Annotated in this window: 15 protein-coding genes and 1 tRNA gene; 9 read left to right on the top strand and 7 right to left on the bottom strand. The window is 64.6% G+C overall.

The features are described from left to right. The first annotated feature begins 50 nt into the window (after nt 1–50). Genes ACI6S0_RS07750 through ACI6S0_RS07740 form a run of 3 tightly spaced genes read left to right on the top strand, consistent with a single transcriptional unit; the run spans nt 51 to nt 3,477 of the window. A complete protein-coding gene (locus ACI6S0_RS07750; RefSeq protein WP_434405404.1) occupies nt 51–788 on the top strand; it encodes an ABC transporter ATP-binding protein in 738 nt (245 codons plus the stop codon). Then, nucleotides 785–2,227: an ABC transporter permease gene (locus tag ACI6S0_RS07745; RefSeq protein ID WP_434405403.1), complete on the top strand. Its 1,443-nt coding sequence runs from the start codon at nt 785–787 to the stop codon at nt 2,225–2,227. The genes ACI6S0_RS07750 and ACI6S0_RS07745 overlap by 4 nt, the downstream gene beginning before the upstream one ends. After that, nucleotides 2,224–3,477, top strand: a complete 1,254-nt coding sequence (locus ACI6S0_RS07740) for a DUF3526 domain-containing protein (protein ID WP_434405402.1) — start codon at nt 2,224–2,226, stop codon at nt 3,475–3,477. Before ACI6S0_RS07745 ends, ACI6S0_RS07740 begins: the two co-directional genes overlap by 4 nt. 173 nt (nt 3,478–3,650) lie before the next feature. On the opposite strand, the gene ACI6S0_RS07735 is transcribed toward ACI6S0_RS07740, so the two are convergent. Then, a tRNA-Val gene (locus ACI6S0_RS07735) sits at nt 3,651–3,725 on the bottom strand. Between the two features lie 142 nt (nt 3,726–3,867). Here ACI6S0_RS07735 and ACI6S0_RS07730 point away from each other — a divergent pair. After that, on the top strand, nt 3,868–3,996 hold the full coding sequence (locus ACI6S0_RS07730) for an entericidin A/B family lipoprotein (RefSeq protein WP_004207212.1): 129 nt from the start codon (nt 3,868–3,870) through the stop codon (nt 3,994–3,996). Nucleotides 3,997–4,030: 34 nt separating this feature from the next. Here the strand turns inward: ACI6S0_RS07730 and ACI6S0_RS07725 are convergent, their stop codons facing one another. Next, nucleotides 4,031–4,216, bottom strand: coding sequence for a hypothetical protein (locus tag ACI6S0_RS07725; RefSeq protein WP_004207213.1), 186 nt, complete (start codon nt 4,214–4,216; stop codon nt 4,031–4,033). A 183-nt stretch (nt 4,217–4,399) separates the two neighbouring features. Here ACI6S0_RS07725 and hslV point away from each other — a divergent pair, with 183 nt between their 5' ends. The 3 genes from hslV to ACI6S0_RS07710 all read left to right on the top strand — a co-directional run bounded on the left by hslV (nt 4,400) and on the right by ACI6S0_RS07710 (nt 8,520). After that, nucleotides 4,400–4,966 carry an ATP-dependent protease subunit HslV gene (gene hslV / locus ACI6S0_RS07720; protein ID WP_004207214.1) on the top strand — a complete coding sequence of 189 codons (567 nt, stop codon included), beginning with the start codon at nt 4,400–4,402 and terminating at the stop codon, nt 4,964–4,966. Nucleotides 4,967–4,983: 17 nt separating this feature from the next. Beyond that, complete coding sequence (gene hslU / locus ACI6S0_RS07715; RefSeq protein WP_010338799.1) at nt 4,984–6,285, top strand: ATP-dependent protease ATPase subunit HslU; 1,302 nt, start codon at nt 4,984–4,986, stop codon at nt 6,283–6,285. Between the two features lie 111 nt (nt 6,286–6,396). After that, nucleotides 6,397–8,520 carry a S9 family peptidase gene (locus tag ACI6S0_RS07710; protein ID WP_434405401.1) on the top strand — a complete coding sequence of 708 codons (2,124 nt, stop codon included), beginning with the start codon at nt 6,397–6,399 and terminating at the stop codon, nt 8,518–8,520. Between the two features lie 124 nt (nt 8,521–8,644). On the opposite strand, the gene proS is transcribed toward ACI6S0_RS07710, so the two are convergent. The 3 genes from proS to phaR all read right to left on the bottom strand — a co-directional run bounded on the left by proS (nt 8,645) and on the right by phaR (nt 11,189). After that, a complete protein-coding gene (gene proS / locus ACI6S0_RS07705) occupies nt 8,645–10,171 on the bottom strand; it encodes a proline--tRNA ligase (protein ID WP_434405400.1) in 1,527 nt (508 codons plus the stop codon). A gap of 88 nt (nt 10,172–10,259) precedes the next feature. Then, nucleotides 10,260–10,604, bottom strand: a complete 345-nt coding sequence (locus ACI6S0_RS07700; RefSeq protein WP_434405399.1) for a hypothetical protein — start codon at nt 10,602–10,604, stop codon at nt 10,260–10,262. Nucleotides 10,605–10,610: 6 nt separating this feature from the next. Beyond that, entirely contained in the window at nt 10,611–11,189 is a 579-nt protein-coding gene (gene phaR / locus ACI6S0_RS07695; RefSeq protein ID WP_017502180.1) for a polyhydroxyalkanoate synthesis repressor PhaR, read from the bottom strand. 124 nt (nt 11,190–11,313) lie between these two features. Here phaR and ACI6S0_RS07690 point away from each other — a divergent pair, with 124 nt between their 5' ends. Continuing rightward, the gene (locus ACI6S0_RS07690) at nt 11,314–12,288 is read left to right on the top strand and encodes an alpha/beta fold hydrolase (RefSeq protein ID WP_434405398.1); all 975 of its coding nucleotides are present in this window, start codon (nt 11,314–11,316) and stop codon (nt 12,286–12,288) included. A gap of 50 nt (nt 12,289–12,338) precedes the next feature. Then, complete coding sequence (locus tag ACI6S0_RS07685; RefSeq protein WP_434405397.1) at nt 12,339–13,511, top strand: acetyl-CoA C-acetyltransferase; 1,173 nt, start codon at nt 12,339–12,341, stop codon at nt 13,509–13,511. Nucleotides 13,512–13,677: 166 nt separating this feature from the next. On the opposite strand, the gene alr is transcribed toward ACI6S0_RS07685, so the two are convergent. Beyond that, a complete protein-coding gene (alr, locus tag ACI6S0_RS07680; protein ID WP_434405396.1) occupies nt 13,678–14,721 on the bottom strand; it encodes an alanine racemase in 1,044 nt (347 codons plus the stop codon). Nucleotides 14,722–14,748: 27 nt separating this feature from the next. After that, complete coding sequence (locus tag ACI6S0_RS07675; RefSeq protein WP_434405395.1) at nt 14,749–16,338, bottom strand: MFS transporter; 1,590 nt, start codon at nt 16,336–16,338, stop codon at nt 14,749–14,751. Nucleotides 16,339–16,449 lie beyond the last annotated feature (111 nt).

The following is a 16,449-nucleotide window of genomic DNA, read 5'->3' as shown; positions in this document are numbered from 1 at the left end:
TGCTGCATCGCCGAAATGGTCCGGCGCAACAGCCAAGGAGCCTTGCCCCCATGTCCCTGACCGCCACCGGCCAGCCCATAATATTGTCCGACGTCAACCTGTCCTATGGCAGCCATCATGTGCTGCGCGGCCTGACCCTGCATGTCGATGCCGGCGAAATCTATGCGCTGCTCGGCGGCAATGGCGCCGGCAAGTCGACCACCATGTCGACCCTGCTGGGCTTTGCCCGGCCCGACAGCGGCACGGTGCTGGTGGCCGGCCATGACCCGGCGGCACAGCCCGACAAGGCGCGTGAGCAGATTGCCTATGTCCCCGAGAATGTCGCCCTTTACGAGCATCTGACAGCGCGCGAAAATGCCGCCTATCTGCTGGCACTAGCCGGCCGCCACCCGGCCTTGCAGGAGATTGACGGTGCGTTCGAGGCGACCGGCCTGCAGGCATCGGCCTGGGACAAGCGGCTCGGCGGCTTTTCCAAGGGGATGCGGCAGAAGGTGGCGATCGCCATCGCCTTGCTGCGCGAAGTGCCGGTGCTGCTGCTCGACGAGCCCTCTTCCGGCCTTGATCCGCGCGCGACCGCCGACTTCAACCGGCTGGTCCATGATGTCGCACGCAAGGGCGCGGCCGTGCTGATGGTCACCCATGACCTGCTGTCGGCCGCCGACATTGCCGACCGGATCGGCTTCCTCGAATCCGGCCGGATCGTCGACGAAGCATCGGCGCAGGGCACGGACCGCTTCGACGTGCGCGACCTGCATCGCAAGTTCGCGCGGGAGGCCGTTGCCGCATGAGCGCCATCACCCTGATCGCGTGCGACGAATTGCGGCTGATGCGGCGCAACCGCGTCGCCGTCATCGCCTTCGCGCTGCTCGTCCTGCTGACGCTCGCCGCCGCGCTCATCAGTTGGTCGCACCAGAGCGGCATTGCCGAAACCCGCGCCCGGTTCCAGGCCCAGGCCGCCGAGGCGTTCGAGGCGCAGCCCGACCGCCACCCTCATCGCATGGTCCATTTCGGCAATTTCATCTTCCGCCCGCTGCCTCCGCTCGCCGCCTTCGATCCCGGCGTCGATGCCTTCACCGGCAACAGCATCTTCCTGGAAGGGCATCGCCAGAACAGCGCCAATTTTGGCGATGTCCGCCAATCCTCGCTGCTGGTCCGCTTCGGCCAGCTGACCCCGGCCTTCGTGCTGCAGGTGATTGCGCCACTGCTGCTGATCTTCCTTGGCTATGGCGCGGTCGCGCGCGAACGCGAACGCGGCACGCTGCGCCAGATGCTGGTGCAGGGCGTGTCCGCCCGCGCACTGGTCATGGGCAAGCTGCTGGCGCTGGCCGTGGTCGCCGCGCTGGTCGGTCTGCCCGCGCTCATCGCCTTCCTGCTGATCGCGGGTCAGCCGGGCGCGCTGGCCGGGCCGATGGCGGTGATCGCACTTGGCTATGGCGCCTATCTGGCACTGTGGTCGATCATCGTGATCCTTGTCTCCGCGCTGGTAAGGCGCGGCCGCGACGCGCTGCTCGCGCTGCTCGCGCTCTGGGCGGTGCTGGTGATCCTGCTGCCGCGCGTGGCACCCGATATCGCGGCGCAGGCCCATGGCCTGCCCACCCGCCTGGAAACCGACATCGCCATCCAGCAGGATCTGCATCGCCTTGGCGACGCACATAATCCTGACGATCCCTTCTTCAACGCCTTCAAGCAGAAGGTGCTGCGCCGCTATGGCGTCGACAAGGTCGAGGATCTGCCGGCCAATTATAACGGCCTGCTCGCGGTAGAGGGCGAAAAGCTGACATCGCGCCTGTTCGACACCTATGCCGATCGCAGCTTCGCGACCCAGCAGGCGCAGAGCCGGCTGACCGATGGCTTCGGCATCATCAGTCCGGCCATCGCGCTGCGTCGCTTGTCGATGGCGGCGGCGGGCACCGATCTGGCCGGCCATCGCCGCTTCCTCGCCCAGGCCGAAGCCTATCGCTACGCCATGGTCCAGCATCTCAATCAATTGCAGGCCGATGCCGTCAGCTATGCCGATGACAAGGCCAAGGATGCCGGCGCCGATCAGCGCAAGCGCATCTCCGCCGACCATTGGCAGGCGATCCCGCAATTCCGCTTCATCGCGCCGACCGCCGGCGACCTGGTGACGGCCAGCCTGCCCGGCCTGGGCCTGCTGCTCGCCTGGCTGGTACTCGCGCTGCTGGCGCTGCTGCCCGTCGCCCGCCATCTTCAGAAAGCCCGTCCATGATCCTCCTCACCCATGAACTGCGCCTGCTGCTGCGCTCGCGCATGGCGCTGTTGGCGCTGCTGCTCGTCGCCCTGCTCGCCATCGCCTCGGTCGCTGCCGGCATGGCCGAAGTCGCCCGGCAGCGCGCCGTCATCGCCCGCATCCAGCCGAAACAGGCACAGGATATCGCCGCCGTCGCGCAATGGGCCGGCAAGACACAGGATCCCGGCAACGCGGCCTATTACAGCTTCCATGCCACCTGGGATGCGCCCGCACCGCTCGCCTTCGTGGCGCTCGGCTTGCGGGACGTCGCACCTTACATCCTGCGTGTCCGCGCACTGGGGCTGGAAGCACAGCTTTACGATGGCGAGGCGTTCAATCCCGAACTGGCGCTGCCCGGTCGCTTCGATTTCGCCTTCGTGCTGGTCTATCTGACGCCCCTGTTCGTGATTGCCCTGTTCCACGACCTCGTCTCGGGCGAGCGGGAAGCCGGGCGGCTGCGCATGCTCGATGCGCTCGCAGGATCGGGACGGCATCTCTGGGCGCGGCGCGTGCTGCTGCGCGGTGGCCTGCTGTTCCTCGCGCTCGCCCTGCCTGTCACCATCGGCGCAATCCTGTCGCATGTGCAGCTTCTCCCGCTGCTGGCGGTGCTGGGCCTGGTCGCCCTCTATCTCGCCTTCTGGATCGGCGTCACGCTGCTGGTAGGACGGCTGCGCTGGAGTTCTGTCACCAATGCCGCGACGCTCGCCGGCCTGTGGCTGCTGCTCACCCTGCTGCTGCCGACCATCGCCCATGTCGCGATCAATCGCGCCATCCCGGTCGGCCAGGGCGTGGAACTGACGCTCGCCCAGCGCGAGGCGGTCAACCGCGCCTGGGACATTCCGCGCGAACAGACGATGCGGGCCTTCTATGCCGGCCATCCCGAATGGAAGGACAGCCCGCCGCTAGGCCACGCATTCCACTGGAAATGGTATTTCGCCTTCCACCAGGTCGGCGATGAAAGCGTCGCGCCCAAGGCGACTGCCTATCGCCACGGGATCGAGGCGCGCGACGCCGCCGCCCGTTCGGTCGGCTGGCTGCTGCCCTCGGTCGGCGTACAGGCGCTGCTCGCCCGCCTCGCCGACACCGACATGCGGGCGCAACTGGCCTATCAGGACCGCATCCGCGCCTTCCACGCCCGGCTGCGCAATTATTATTATGCCTATCTCTTCACCGACAAGCCGTTCGGGCAGGCCGATTTCGAAGACGCTCCGCGCTTCGACGATATGTGAGAGACTGTGATGGCCGGGGATGAGGGCGAAATTGCTCGCTTCGCTTCATCCTCGGCGGCAACCATCGACTTGCCGAGGGCACATAGAAGCGCCGGTGCTGGTCTGTGCCTGCAACGGTCAACTACTGATGTTGGATATCTCCAGCCATGCTTCAACGCAAATCGTTGAAATCATGGTGGGCGCGACAGGGATTGAACCTGTGACCCCACCCGTGTGAAGGGTGTGCTCTACCGCTGAGCTACGCGCCCCCTGTAAGGAGGAGGCGGCCTTTCGCATCCGATGCCTGACCTGTCAAGCGCCGCCTTGCAGCTTTTTGGAAATTATCTCTGTCCAGCGCGTTCGGCCGCATTATACAGGCCCGACCAACATAGATCAGAAAGTGCATCATCCATGCGTCAGACCGTCGCTCTCGTCCTTGCCTCCATGCTCCTGTCCGCGCTCGCCGCCTGCAACACGGTGCAGGGCGTCGGCCGTGACATCGAATCGGTCGGCACTGCCGGCAAGGAAGTCATTCACTGATAACGGGGACGGGGCGGCATCCCGCCGCCCTGCATCACTGCAGGATGCGCGGAAAGGCCGACTTCTTGCGCAAACGCACACCGTCGCAATCCGGCTCGCCGCATTCGCACGCCTCGATCGCATAGCGCACGCCACACATTACCAGAACATCCTGGTCGAACGAATAGTTGGCAATACCCGCGCGCTCGACCTTTTCTTGTGCTCTGGCCTTGAGAGTCATGAGTAGCTTCCCTCCATTTGGGACGACCGACAATGATTGCTGCGTTGCACAATGTCAATTCATCGACATTGGCTCCTTAACCGACAGTCAGAAATCGTCCCGCAAATCGCACGCTTCGGCGGCGGCCTCGTGTTTCTACATAGACGCTTGCAGCGCTTGATTGCCGCTCCCATATGCGCGGTCATGAATGACCATAACCGCTCGTCCATGCCGGTCTGGCATGGCACCACCATCATGTCGGTCCGCAAGAATGGAAAGGTCGTCGTCGCCGGCGATGGCCAGGTTTCGATGGGCCAGACGGTGATGAAGCCCAATGCCCGCAAGGTGCGCCGCCTGCATGACGGCAGCGTCATCGGCGGCTTTGCCGGCGCCACCGCCGACGCCTTCACCCTGTTCGAGCGGCTCGAAGCCAAGCTGGAACGCCATAATGGCCAATTGATGCGCGCCGCCGTCGAGCTCGCCAAGGACTGGCGCACCGACAAATATCTCCGCAACCTGGAAGCGATGATGATCGTCGCGGACAAGGACGTCACGCTGATCCTGACCGGCAATGGCGACGTGCTGGAGCCGCTGGGCGGCGTGGCCGCGATCGGCTCGGGCGGCAATTATGCCCTCGCCGCCGCCCGCGCGCTGGTGGAATATGAGGAAGATGCCGAAACCCTCGCCCGCAAGGCGATGGGTGTGGCGGCGGATATCTGCGTCTACACCAACGACCAGCTCACCATCGAAACGCTCGACAGCGCAGCCTGAGATTTCAAGAAAAGACCATGAACGACAATCTGACCCCCAAAGCCATCGTCGCCGCGCTCGACGCGCATATCATCGGCCAGCATGATGCCAAGCGCGCCGTCGCCGTCGCGCTGCGCAACCGCTGGCGCCGCCAGCACCTGCCCGCCGACCTGCGCGACGAGGTGACGCCCAAGAATATCCTGATGATCGGGCCGACGGGCTGCGGCAAGACCGAGATCAGCCGCCGCCTGGCGAAGCTGGCCGACGCCCCCTTCGTCAAGGTCGAGGCCACCAAGTTCACCGAGGTCGGCTATGTCGGCCGCGATGTCGAGCAGATCGTTCGCGACCTGGTCGAGGAAGCGGTGCGCCTGGAGAAGGATCGTCGCCGCGAAGCCGTGCGCGAAGCCGCGTCGGAAGCCGCCATGGCCCGCCTGCTCGATGCGCTGACCGGCAAGGATGCCAGCGAAGCCACCCGCCTCTCCTTCCGTCAGAAGATCGAGGGCAACCAGATGAACGAGGTGGAGGTCGAGGTGGAAGTCGCCGACACCCCGTCGATGCCGATGGAAATCCCCGGCATGGGCGGCCAGGTCGGCATGATCAACCTCAGCGACATGATGTCCAAGGCCTTTGGCCAGCAGCAGAAGAAGCGCCGCAAGATGCGCGTCGCCGACGCCTGGGACAAGCTGGTCGAGGAAGAGCAGGACAAGCGCCTCGACCAGGATGACGTCGCTCGCGTCGCCATCACCAGCGCCGAGCAGAATGGCATCGTCTTCCTCGACGAGATCGACAAGATCGCCGTCAGCGATGTGCGCGGCGGGTCGGTCAGCCGTGAAGGCGTGCAGCGCGATCTTCTGCCGCTGATCGAGGGCACGACCGTCTCGACCAAATATGGCCCCTTGAAGACCGACCATATCCTCTTCATCGCGTCGGGCGCCTTCCATGTGGCCAAGCCCAGCGACCTGTTGCCCGAGCTTCAGGGCCGCCTGCCGATCCGGGTGGAGCTGAAGGCGCTGACCGAGGAGGATTTCGTCGCGATCCTGTCCGACACCAAGGCCAGCCTTGTTGCGCAATATCGCGCGCTGCTGGCGACCGAGGAAGTGACGATCGACCTGACGCCGGAGGGCATCCGCGCGGTCGCCAAGATCGCCGCCGAGGTGAATAGCGAGGTCGAGAATATCGGCGCCCGTCGCCTGCAGACCGTCATGGAAAAGCTGCTGGAGGATGTGAGCTTCGAGGCGGAGGATCGCCGCGGCGAGACGCTGGTGATCGATCAGGCCTATGTCGACAAGCAATTGTCAGCCGTCGCCCATGACACCGACCTCAGCAAATATGTGCTGTAACTGAACGCATAGCTTAAATTCGGGCCGGCCATTGCTTTTGGCCGGCCCGGATCATCTTTCCCCCTGCCCGCCATCATGTCAGCCTCCGCCATGCGATTCGCAGGGAGGGATATGATCCGCACTTCGGCCTGGCTCATGGCGAGCCTCAGCATTGCCGCACTGTCCACCACCGTCGAGGCGCAGACCGCCCCCAAACCACCCGTCGCGGCAAAGAAGCCGCATGAGGTGAAGGCGCCCTTCGGCGCGACGCGGCAGGATCCCTATTATTGGCTGCGCGACGACAGCCGCAAGAATCCCGAGATGCTGGCCTATCTGGCGGCCGAAAATGCCTATGCCGACGCGCTGCTGGCGCCGACCAAGCCGTTGCAGGACAAGCTCTACGCCGAAATCACCGGCCGCATCAAACAGGACGACAGCAGCGTCCCCTATCGCAAGAAGGGATACTGGTATTACAGCCGCTTCGAGACCGGCGGCGACTATCCGATCGTCGCCCGGCGCAAGGGCAGCATGGACGCACCCGAGCAGATATTGCTCGACGAGCCGAGGATGGGCGCGGGCAAGGGCTATTTCGCGATCGGTGGCAAGGAAGTCAGCCCCGACGACAAATTGCTCGCCTATGCCGAGGATCTGGTCGGCCGCCGCCAATATGTGATCCGGGTCAAGGGACTCGCCGACGGCAAGCTGCTGAGCGACGAAATCCCCAATGCCGAACCCGATTTCGCCTGGGCCGATGACAGCAAAACGATCTTCTATGTCGAGAAGGATCCCACAACCCTGCTCGGCAAGCGGGTGAAGGCGCATATTCTGGGCACGCCCCTCAGCGCCGATCGGCTGGTCTATGAGGAGAAGGACGATAGCTTCTACATGGGCCTCAAGAAGACGACGTCGGACAAGTTCATCTGCATCGTCCTGCAATCGACCGTCAGCAATGAGGAACGCTGCGCCCCGTCCACCAATCCGGCGACATTCACGCCGCTCGCCCCACGCGAACGCGATTTCCTCTACAGCAGCGACAATGTCGGTGGGCAGTGGACGATCCGCACCAACTGGCAGGCGCCCAATTATCGGCTCATGACGGTATCGGACGCCGATGCTGCCAAGGGCCGCGCCGCCTGGACGGATATCGTGCCGACCAGCACCAGCGTCTTCATCGAGAATTTTCAGCCCTTCGACAGCTTCCTCGCGATCGAGGAACGCTCCGAAGGCAATAAGCGCCTGCGCCTGCTGACCAGGAGCGGCAAGAGCAGCTTCGTCAATGCCGACGAGCCAGCCTATGCCATGGCGCTCGACGTCAATGCCGAAAGCAGCACGCCCTGGGTCCGCTACACCTATGACAGCCTGCGCACGCCCGAAACCACCTATGAGGTGAATGTCGATACCGGCGAACGCAAGATACTGAAGGTCCAGGAGGTTAAGGGCTATGCCCCCTCCAAATATGTGACCGAACGGGTCTGGGCGACCGCCCGCGACGGCACGAAGGTCCCGGTGTCGCTCATCTACGCCAAGGGCTTCCAGAAAAATGGCTCGGCTCCGCTCTACCAATATGCCTATGGCAGCTATGGCTATTCGACCGACCCGGCCTTTTCGCCCCTGCTCCCCAGCCTGCTCGATCGCGGCGGCGTCTATGCCATCGCGCATATTCGCGGCGGCCAGGAGATGGGCCGCCAATGGTATGATGACGGCCATCTCAAGAACAAGATGAACAGCTTCACCGACTTCATCGACGTGACGCGCGCGCTGGTGGATCAGGGTTATGCAAAGAAGGGCCGGGTCGCCGCGATGGGCGGCAGTGCCGGCGGCCTGCTGATGGGCGCGGTCGCGAACATGGCGCCGCAGGATTACAAGGCCATCATCGCACAGGTGCCGTTCGTCGATGTCGTCACGACCATGCTCGACCCGACCATTCCACTGACCACCGGTGAATATGACGAATGGGGCAATCCCGAACAGCAGCCATGGTATGATGTGATGCTCGCCTATTCGCCCTACGATCATGTCGAGGCGAAGGCCTATCCCAGCCTGTTCGTCGGCACCGGCCTATGGGACAGTCAGGTCCAATATTATGAGCCGACCAAATGGGTCGCCAAGCTGCGCGCGACCAAGACCGACAGCAACCCGCTGGTCTTCCGCATCAACATGGAGGCCGGCCATGGCGGCAAATCCGGCCGCTTCCGGCGCTATCGTGATCAGGCCGAATATAGCGCCTTCGCATTGGAGCAATTGAGGGTGGAGTAACGCTTGCTCCCCTCCCTTCCAGGGAGGGGCCTGGGGTGGGTCTGCCGAGTAGCGGCAGTAGAAGGCTCGCTTCGCTCGCTACCCACCCCTTAATCCCCTCCCTGGAAGGGAGGGGAAATAATGTTCAGTAACTGCGGCCCACCAGCACCCGCTCAATCGCAGTGCCGCCGGTGAAGATGCAGGCGCCATCCGCCGCTTCCGCGTCGGTCGGCACGTTACGCAGGGTGAGCTTCTCGCCCTTCAGCCACTGCACAACCTTCTCCAGTTCCGCGCCGGTCGGCTTGGCCCACTGGACCAGCGCCCAGCCGGGGTTCTTGCTGGCCTTGAAATAGGCCTTGAGCGCGTCAAGGTCGGTGATCGACTTGTCGATATTGCCGTCCAGACGCGCCTTGGCATCGGCGAACAGCGATGCCTGGATATCCTCCAGCATCGCGGTCGCACCGGCGACGAAATCGCCCTTGGCGACGATCTGGCTGTCGAGCTTGCCATCCGCGCGATAGAGGCGATCGCGGCGGATGACCGAGACATTGCCACCGGCCACGTCGCGGCCGCCCACTTCGATCACGATCGGCGCGCCCTTCTTGACCCAGCCCCAGCGCTTGGTCGCGGCCTTGGACGGGCGCTTGTCGAGCAGCGCGCGGACGGGTTCGCGGAACACGTCCAGCCCGTTCAACTGATTCACCAGATCGGTGCAATAATCGACGATCGCGGCATCTTCCTCGGTGTCGCGCAGCATCGGCACGACCACGACCTGATAGGGCGCGACGCGCGGCGGCACGCGCAGGCCATCATCGTCGCCATGCACCATGATCAGGCCGCCGATCATCCGGGTCGACATGCCCCAGCTGGTGGTCTGGGCCAGTTCCTGCTGCCCTTCGGCATTCTGGAACTTGATATTCTGCGCCTGGCTGAAGGTCGTGCCCAGGAAGTGCGAGGTGCCGGCCTGCAGCGCCTTGCCGTCCTGCATCATCGCCTCGATCGAATAGGTCGCGACGGCGCCGGGGAAACGCTCATTCTCCGGCTTCTCGCCCGCGACCACCGGCAAGCCGACACATTCCTCGGCGAAGCTGCGATAGACTTCGAGCATCTTCATCGTCTCTTCCATCGCCTCATCGACGGTCGAGTGCGCGGTATGGCCTTCCTGCCACAGGAATTCGCTGGTGCGCAGGAACATGCGGGTGCGCATTTCCCAGCGGACGACGTTCGCCCACTGGTTGATCAGCACCGGCAGGTCGCGCCAGCTCTGCACCCAGCGGCTGAAGGCGGCGCCGATCACGGTTTCCGACGTCGGGCGCACAACCAGCGGCTCTTCCAGCTTCGCTTCGGGATCGGGCACCATCTTGCCGTCCTTCTGGATCAGCCGATGATGGGTGACGACCGCCATTTCCTTGGCGAAGCCGTCGACATGCTCGGCTTCCTTCTCGAAATAGGAGAGCGGGATGAACAGCGGGAAATAGCAATTTTCGTGGCCGGTCTGCTTGATCCGCGCATCAAGCAGGGTCTGGATCCGTTCCCAGATGCCATAGCCCCAGGGACGGATCACCATGCAGCCGCGCACGCCGCTTTCCTCGGCCATGTCGGCTTCGGTGATGACGGCCTGATACCAGGCAGCGAAATCCTGTTCGCGGGTAACGTTAAGGGCGTGTTTCACGGGGTCTGTCGCCTGTCTAAAAGTGGATGGGGCGCCATAGGCCAGACCCGCCATCCCTGTCGACCCCCAAGCATCGCGCCGGGCGGGTTCAGCCGGCGTCGGCGCCCAGTCGCTTAAGCCAGGCCTTGGCCTGCTTGGGTTCGCCCATCGCATCAGCCGCCGGCTTGCCCCGCGCGGCCAGGAAGGCGGGATGGAGATCGAACGGTTCCAGCCCCAGCGTGTCGCGCATCGCGTCGATCTCGTGCGCCAGCTCGTCGAGCTGCGCCAACACCGGCGCGGTCTTCGCGCGGGCGCTGCGATCCTGCTGATGGTCGAACAGGCCCCAGCGTCCGGCAGCGGTCACGCGCAGCGCCGCAATCAGCGCCGCGCGATATTCCTCTTCCAGTTCCGCCCGGCGGATATCCAGGCGCTCCAGTCTATCCGCCTTGGCCATGGTGGATCAGCTCAGCTTATCGATCTTCGCATTGAGCGCAGCCAGCTGCGCCTTCAGGACGGCGATCTCGTCATCCTTGCTTTCTTCGGTCGCCGCCGGCGTCGGGCTGGGCGTGGCGCCGGGCATGCCCGGAACGCCATTGCCGAACGCGCTCGCCGCAGCCTCGAACATCTGCATGTTGCGCTTGGCGATCTCGGCCAGCGGACCGCCACCAAATGCGCCCTTCATGGCTTCCTGGAATTGCTGCTGGTTCTTGCGGAAGGCGTCCATCGACGCTTCGAGATATTGCGGCACCATCGACTGCATGGAATCGCCATACATGGCGATCAGCTGGCGCAGGAAGTTGACCGGCAGCATGTTCTTGCCGCGCTGTTCTTCTTCCATGATGATCTGGGTCAGGACATTATGGGTGATGTCCTCGCCGGTCTTCGCGTCGACGACGACGAACTCGCGCCCCTCGCGGGTCATCTGCGACAAAAGGTCCAGCGTGATATAACTTGAAGTTTCGGTGTTATAGAGCCGCCTGTTAGCGTACTTCTTGATAACCACCGGTTCGGATTCATTAGCAGCCTTCGATTTGGCCATGCCTGTCTCTCCCTCACCTGCTCATCCCGCATTAGCACAGGGCGATGCCGCGCCGCAACATGGCCCGCGTCCTTTACCCCTTTTTCTCAACATTTTATGGCGCGAAACAGAGCATGATCCTGATTTGCGTCGCCGCGCCTTCGTCGGCCTGCGTCGCTATCAGGAGGCGCAGCGTCCGTCCCCACCACCATCATGCCCCATTGCCGCAACGGCGGGCAGTGCCCGGCTGCTGCGGTATCAGGCTGTTTTGACACCGGAAAGCGATCGGGCGCCGGTCGTCTTCATCCCCTCCCTGATCAACCCGCCACAGGTGCTGGACCTGTCGGAAAGCCGCTCCATGCTGCGCCACATGGCCGCAGCGGGCCATGACGCCTATCTGGTCGATTGGGGCGCACCGACGGCCGCCGACCGCAGCCTCGGTCTCGACGGCCATGTCACCGAACGGCTCATCCCGATGCTCGCTGCATTGCGGCGTCCACCGATCCTGGTCGGCTATTGCCTGGGCGGCACGATCGCCATTGCAGCCGCAGCATTGCACCGGGTCGCGGCGCTGGCGACCATCGCCTCGCCCTGGGACTTTGCCGGCTTCCCGCCCGCCGACCTTGCCGAGATCGCCGCCCTGTGGCGCGGCGCAAAGCCGGTATGCGACCGGCTCGGCTATGTGCCGATGGAGGCGCTGCAATCGGGCTTCTGGGCGCTCGATCCGCAGCGCACCGTACAGAAATATGCAGCCTTCGCCGACATGACAGCCGGCTCCGACGAGGAGCGCGCCTTCCTCGCGGTCGAGGACTGGGCCAATGAAGGCGCACCGCTCACCTATGCCGCCGGGCAGCAATTGTTCGAGATGCTCTATGCGGCGAATGCGAGCGGGCAAAACGAATGGCACATCGACGGGACCGTCATAGACCCGGTCTCGCTCCCCTGCCCCAGCTTGTCGATCGCTTCGGCAACGGATCGAATCGTGCCCGCCACGGCCGCCCCGTCCCTTACGGAAAGCCGGATATTGAACCTTGGCCATGTCGGCATGATATTGAGCCAGCGGGCACCCGACATGCTGTGGCATCCGCTGTCCCTTTGGCTTTCCCGCCATGGCGGATGATGTTATGTGCGCCTGCGAAAACAACATTACCACTAGTGAGGATCGAGCCTTTGTCAGACATCGTCATTACCGCCGCCAAGCGTACCGCCGTGGGCAGTTTCATGGGCGCCTTCGGCACGACTCCGGCACATGAACTGGGCCGCCAGGCCATCCTCGCCGCGCTGGCACAGGCCGCCGTCGCGCCCGAAGAAGTGGACGAAGTGATCCTGGGCCAGATCCTCACCGCCGGCCAGGGCCAGAACCCCGCCCGCCAGGCCGCCGTCAACGCCGGCATCCCGGTCGAGCGCACCGCCATCGGCCTCAACCAGTTGTGCGGGTCGGGCCTGCGCGCCGTTGCGCTCGCGGCGCAGGCGATCAAGGCCGGTGATGCCCGCATCATGGTCGCCGGTGGCCAGGAAAGCATGTCGCTCGCCCCCCATGCCCAGATGCTGCGCGCCGGCACCAAGATGGGCCCGGTCAGCTTTGTCGACACGATGATCCATGACGGCCTGACCGACGCGTTCCAGGGCTATCATATGGGCATCACCGCCGAGAACCTGGCCGAGAAATATCAGATCAGCCGCGAGGCGCAGGACGAATTCGCCGTGGCCAGCCAGAACAAGGCGGAAGCCGCGCGCGCATCGGGCCGCTTCGCCGATGAAATCCTGCCCGTGACCATCAAGGGCCGCAAGGGCGACACCATCGTCGACCAGGACGAATATATCCGCGCCGGTGCCACGATCGAAGCGCTGCAGGGCCTGCGCCCCGCCTTCAAGAAGGACGGCACCGTGACCGCGGGCAATGCCAGCGGCATCAATGACGGCGCCGCCGCGCTGGTGGTGATGAGCGCCGACGAAGCCGCCAAGCGCGGCGCCACCATCCTCGGCCGCATCGCCAGCTTCGCCACCTGCGGCGTCGATCCCTCGATCATGGGCATCGGCCCCGCCCCGGCCAGCCGCAAGGCACTGGAAAAGGCCGGCTGGTCTGTCGCCGACCTCGACCTCATCGAAGCGAACGAAGCCTTTGCCGCGCAGGCGCTGGCCGTGGGCCAGGAACTGGGCTGGGATCCGGCCAAGGTCAACGTCAATGGCGGCGCGATCGCGATCGGCCACCCGGTCGGCGCATCGGGCGCGCGCGTGCTGACCACTTTGCTCTATGAAATGGCGAAGCGCGACGCGAAGAAGGGCCTTGCCACCCTGTGCGTCGGCGGCGGCATGGGCGTGTCGATGTGCATCGAGCGCTGAGCGTCATCCATTAGATAGTGAAGGGCCGCCGGTCTTGCGATCGGCGCCCTTTTTGCTGTTAGAGCCCGTACCAGCCCGCTCCCCCGCCCAACCGCCCGATCCAGTGTCATCCTGTCGGGTGGTTGGCGGGGGAGCGGGCCGGAACCGGTTTTTCTAAAATAGACTCTCAGGCCCAGATGCGGTCGAACCGTTTGCCCAGGCCCGTCAGCAGCTCATATTGCGACAGGCCAGATGCCTGCGCTGCCTGCGGCAGATCATAGTCGATCGTCAGCCAGTCGCCCTCCGCAACGTCCGGGCGGGCGCCAACATCGACGGCCAGCAGGTCCATCGACACCCGGCCCAGCACCGGCAGGCGCACGCCATCGACCAGCGCCGCACCGCGCCCCGAAAAGCCGCGCAGATAGCCGTCGGCATAGCCGATATTGAGGATCGCGATCTCCAGATCGCGCTCGGCGCGGTGGGTGGCGTTATAGCCGATCGTGTCGCCGGCGAGCACCGCGCGACGCTGCAATATCTGGGCCTGCGGCTGCACGACCGAGCGGAGATGCGGCGCTGCGTCGGGATGCGGCACGCCGCCATAAAGGGCGATACCCGGCCGCGTCAGGTCGAAACCATAGTCCGCGCCCATGCAGATACCGGCACTGTTGGCGAGGCTGTAGCGTTGCGCGGGCACTGCGGCCCGGACATCCCGGAAGCGGGCCAGTTGGGTCGGGTTTAGATCGCTATCCTCGTCGGCTGACGCGAGATGGCTGAGCAGCGTGACAATCTCCAGCCCCGAAACCAGTTCGCTTAGGTCGGCGCGCCAGTCGAGGCCCAGCCGGTTCATGCCGGTATCGATCATCAGGTCGCAGGCTCCACCGCCTGCCGCCTTCCAGCGCGCCACCTGACCCGGCGTACAGAGCACCGGCCGCGCCTGCGAGGCCAGCGCCTGCGCCATATCCTCATCGCGCACGCCGTGCAGGACGGCGAAGTTCACACCGTCCATCTGCGCTTCGAGCGCTGCCGCCTCGCCCCAGTTGGAGACGAAGAAATCGCGGCAACCCACGCCCTTCAGCCGCTGCACGACGCCGGCCGCGCCTAGCCCATAGCCATCGGCCTTGATCGCCGCGCCACAGGCCGGGGCGCCGCCCTGCCGCGCCAGCCAGCGCCAGTTGGAAAGCAGCGCATCGCCATCGAGGCGCAGGCGGAGCGGAGCAATATAGCCAGTCATTGCCCGCAGCCGATAGCGCGCCGGGGCTCAGGCGTCGAGGGGGCGTCCTTTCGTTTCCGGCAAGGCGACGAGGCAGGTGACCAGCGCCAGCGCCACCACGACGATCGTGTACCACAGCCCGGCATAGGGATCGCCGGTCCGCGCGACGATATATTGGCTGACCAGCGGCAGGAAACCGCCGAAATAGCCGGTGCCGATATGATAGGGAATGGAGAGCGAACTGTAGCGGATGCGCGCCGGGAAATATTCCGACAGAAGCGCCGCGACCGGGCCATAGGTCGCACCCGACAGGGTCCAGAGCAATAGCAACGCAGCGAACAGCATCAGCGCACGCGGCCAGTCGGGGCGGACAACACCGAAATCATAGCCATGCGCCGTCAGCGCGGCATCGATCCCGTCACTGCTGAGGTCCACCACGGCCACGCCGCCGATGCTGACCGCCGGCGCCGCGCCGCTGCGCTTGTCATAGGGGATGCCGCGCTTGGAAAAATGATCGAGCAGCTTGCCGCAGGCGGTCGGCTGAATCTTGGCAAAGGGATCGAAACGGCAATCCGGGCCGCTCACCACCACCGGCGCCCGTGCCGCCGCCTGCGTCAGGGCCGGGTTCGCGGTCGCGCCCATGAACTGGTAGAGCGGCATGACCAGCAGCAGCACCAGCGCATAGCCGATGACGATCGGCTTCTTGCGCCCGACCCGGTCGGACAGCCAGCCAAAGAAGATGAAGCTCGCCATGCCGGCAAAGGCGCTCCCGCCGACCAGCAACTGGGCGATGCCCGGTGCGACATGCAGGCCGCTCTGCAGGAAATAGAGCGCCTGGAACATCACCGTATAGGCGATCACGGTGAAGCCTGCCGCGATGCCGATCATCGCCACCAGCATCCGCTTCCTATTGCCCGGCGCCGTGAAGGCTTCCTTCAGCGGGTTCTTCGCCTGTTGCCCCGCCTTCTTCATCGCAGTGAAGACCGGGCTTTCGCGCAGCATCAGGCGCATCCACAGCGAAATGGCGAGCAGCGCCAGCGAGAAGATGAAGGGAATGCGCCAGCCCCAGGCGTCCCAGACATCCATGCCGACGATCCACTGGGTGCCGACCACGACGATCAGCGACAGGATGAAGCCGCCAATCACCCCGGCCTGGATGAAACTGGTATAGAAGCCGCGCTTTCCGGCCGGGGCATGTTCAGCGACATAGATGGCCGCGCCGCCATATTCGCCGCCCAGCGCCAGCCCCTGCGCGATGCGGAGCAGGATCAGGATGACCGGCGCGGCGACGCCGATGCTGGCGGCCGACGGGGTGAGCCCCACGCCCGCCGTCGCCAGCCCCATCAGGACGATGGTGGCAAGGAACGTATATTTGCGCCCCAGCCGGTCGCCCAGATAGCCGAACAGCATCGCGCCCAGCGGCCGGAAGCCAAATCCGATCGCGAAGCCGGCCAGCGAATAGAGAAGTTCGACGGTCGGATTGTCGGTCGGGAAGAAGGTGCGGCCGATGATCGGCGCCAGCACACCGTAGATGTAGAAATCATACCATTCGAACACCGTGCCGAGTGCCGAAGCGGTGATGACCAACCGGTCCCGCTTCGCATCCATCACATAGTCGCCCCCGACCGCCTGCGTCATCCCGCCCCCTTAATTTCGCATATTTCCCGTATATTTTGACATCTTCGTGCGCCAACGGGAAAGGAAATTTCCAACAGCACGCGCATGGCCGTCATGCGGACGGCATAGCAT

Origin of the sequence: Sphingobium sp. DN12, from assembly GCF_051058005.1 — a bacterium.
Lineage (GTDB): Bacteria > Pseudomonadota > Alphaproteobacteria > Sphingomonadales > Sphingomonadaceae > Sphingobium > Sphingobium yanoikuyae.
The sequence above is the reverse complement of the archived record's forward strand: the minus strand, read 5'-3'. Positions and strand labels throughout refer to the sequence as shown.